The organism is Vibrio genomosp. F10 str. 9ZD137, assembly GCF_049974785.1.
Taxonomy (GTDB): Bacteria; Pseudomonadota; Gammaproteobacteria; order Enterobacterales; family Vibrionaceae; genus Vibrio.
Map to the genome: position 1 here is coordinate 1 of NZ_JBNGCJ010000862.1, position 3055 is coordinate 3055.

Genomic DNA, 3055 nt, shown 5'->3' on the forward strand with positions numbered 1-3055 from the left:
CCCTTTCTGAGATGACCCCATTTCTAGCTGGAAACTAGGAAGAAATTCTTCTCGATTACCTAAATCACCTTTGCCCCTTTCTAATTTTGCGCGGCTTCCCATATCACTTTTCACGTATTGTCATGGCCTAAAATTTTGTAATGCTTTCGTAGAGTCTTTGATTCTTATATATTGGTAAATTAATGTTTTTTCAGGTTTATTTGAGTTTTTTCATGTTGAACAATGGAATAGATTTAAAGACTGGTGTAGCTCCTACGTGACTTTTAAGCAATATATCTAAATTTGTAGGAGTCCATCCTACATACACGATTAACGTGATTTCTTGAGTGCGATTAGCCTAGTTGGGTGTCAAACCCACTAAGGCAGATTTGTGGCTTCTCTCGTCCAAAAACTCGTTGGAATTTCTGTATTCGCCTTCATACCTTTTGGTGACGTATTGGCTGCAGAATTTACTATTCAAGGTTTATCCAAACCGCTAGAGAGGAATCTGGAATATCACCTCATGCCGTTAGCTGATACTTCAGCCAATGACATTCCCGTAAGTCAGCTCAATAAGTTGGTTAGGTCAGCATTGAATCCTTATGGCTACTACCATTCTAAGTTCAGTGTTCAGAGAGAGCCGAACGATCTCATTGTATTAGATGTGGAACTTGGTGAGGTCGTGTTGGTAGCAAAATCTAATATCGTCGTGTCTGGTGAAGCCTCAAACGATGAAGATTTCCTCGAGTTAGTCAATCAAGCCCAGCTTAAACAAGGGCGGCCGCTACTGCATTCTGAGTACGATACGCTAAAACGAAACTTGACTTCATTAGCCCAGAAAAAAGGTTACTTGGATGGGCGCTTTATCGAATCGTCTTTGGAAGTCATCCCGAGCATGAATCAAGCAAATGTGAACCTACATTTCTCGAGTGGTTCTCGTTACCAGTTTGGTGCGTTATCGGTACCAACGTCGGGTATTGAGCCAGCTCGAATAGAAGTGATGCGAACGTTTGAGCAGGGTGACGATTTTGACACCGTGAAACTGAGTCAATATCAGGCCGACCTCTCCGGCACTGATTGGTTTCGTAGTGTGATTGTGAAAGCGGATTTCGAAGAGATATCCGATGGCCAAGAGGTGCCGATAGAAGTGCTCGCAGAGCCAAGCTCACGCAATATCGTGCAAGTCGGCGGTGGGTATTCGACAGACTTGGGATTACGTGCTTCGCTGAATTGGAATAAACCTTGGTATAACACACGTGGACATAGTTTTGAGGCACAAGCGTACGCTTCAAAACCGGAACAGTCGCTATTGCTTGGCTACAAAATTCCGACCCAAAATGTCCTGACTGATTACTACGGTATTCAGTTTGAATCTAAACATGTCGACTATCGAGATACGTCGAGTTTTTCCAATGATTTGTCGTTTGAAAAGCACTGGCGGTTAGACAGTGATTGGAAAAGCACCATGCACGTTCGTTACTTGCAAGAGAGTTATCAACAAGCGTCGGAAAATAACGACTCACGGATGCTATTGCCGGGGGTGACGTTTTCATCGCTTGATCGCAAGAATGATCAATTAGAAGTAAAACACCGTCACGTTTACTCATTGGAATACTCGGATCCGAACTTTTTCTCAGATTCTCGTTTGCTGCGTATTGAAGGCAACAGTATGCTGTCTTGGGATATCAGCGAAAAACACAAGTTTCACTTTCGTTCTAATGTCGGCATCAACGTGGCTGAGGCTTTGAGCGATATCCCATCATCATTACGTTTCTTTGCGGGTGGTGATGGCAACCTTCGCGGTTATGGCTATGAGTCAATCTCTCCGAGAGATGAAAATGGCGATTTAACGGGTGCCCGTTACCTGTTCACCGCTGGCTTGGAATATCAATATCAGGTCTACCATCAACTATGGCTTGGTGCATTTTACGATGTAGGTGATGCCTTCAATGATAAGGTGGATTGGAAAAGTGGTACAGGGTTGAGTTTGATATGGAATTCAGAATACGTGCCCGTCAAAGTGGATTTTGCTTACGGATTTGATGCGCCACATGGAGACCAATTTCGCATTCACTTCTCACTAGGTACGCAGTTTTAGCGGGCATTAAAAAGGCTCTCACCCTTGCAGATAGAGAGCCTTTTTAAGGCTTGATTGTTCAGAGTTCGAACTCACCATTCAGTTGCTTGAATATCCAGTTAGGCGCTTTATGCCATCCACCATAGTTTGGATTCTTAGTATGGGTTTCATTCATTGATTGCCACTGAGTTTGGCCTTGTCCATCTCGAGATACTTGCCAAAACAGTTCATCTTGTTGTCGGGTTAAGTAGTGCATGACATGTTCTGCAAAGGCTTCGCTTTGGATCAACACACCAAGTTCCACATTGAGGAAATCCGATCTTGGGTCGAAGTTTGATGAGCCGATATAAGTTAGCCGATCATCGAGTATCACCGTCTTGTTGTGATAATAAGTATCCGAATGGAAGTAATGGTCATCATTTTTCGCTTGGTTTTTGTACTCAAGTATATGAACGCCCTTATCCAACAGGGTTTGACGGTGCTCCTCGTAATAAGCCGGAATAAAGCCAGAATCATTAGAAGCAGACGAATTCGTCATTAACGTGATGTCCGCTTTTTGCTCCATCAAGGTATCAATAAAGGCAAATTTACCATCACTCGGTACCACGTAAGGCGTTGATATTACGGCTTTGTTCGCGGTAGCTAGTTGTTGCCAAACTTGGTGCTCTGCCCGCTTTCTAAAGTAGGGTTTGTTGTTTGCTAACTTGTTTAATGAGTCGAAAACGGGGGTGACTTGCGCAGTGATCAAGTCGGGACTAGTCAGTTGTTTAACCTGTTTTTCAACTTCAGCCAGAATGATGTTTTTGTCTTTCTCCCCTTTATTGACCGCTTTAGCAAACGCGGAATAGTTTGGGTTTACTTTAACGATATTTTCTATTGGTGTGACATGCTTGCTGTTCCAAAGCTGTTGGTAGTTTTGATCGAACGCTTGAATGATGCTGCCTTTAAACAACACATCCATATCAAAGAAGTTGGCTTTGCGAGATCGGAAGAGCGGTT

At 43.3% G+C, this 3055-nt stretch carries 2 protein-coding genes; one reads left to right on the forward strand and one right to left on the reverse strand.

The features are described 5' to 3' along the window. Window positions 1-370: 370 nt before the first annotated feature. Window positions 371-2077 (forward strand): autotransporter assembly complex protein TamA, encoded by a 1707-nt coding sequence (locus ACP45E_RS19365; RefSeq protein ID WP_017037947.1) that lies wholly within the window; start codon window positions 371-373, stop codon window positions 2075-2077. A 58-nt stretch (window positions 2078-2135) separates the two neighbouring features. On the opposite strand, the gene ACP45E_RS19370 is transcribed toward ACP45E_RS19365, so the two are convergent. After that, a partial coding sequence (locus ACP45E_RS19370; RefSeq protein ID WP_241824349.1) for a phospholipase D-like domain-containing protein occupies window positions 2136-3055 on the reverse strand: 920 nt, incomplete at its 5' end.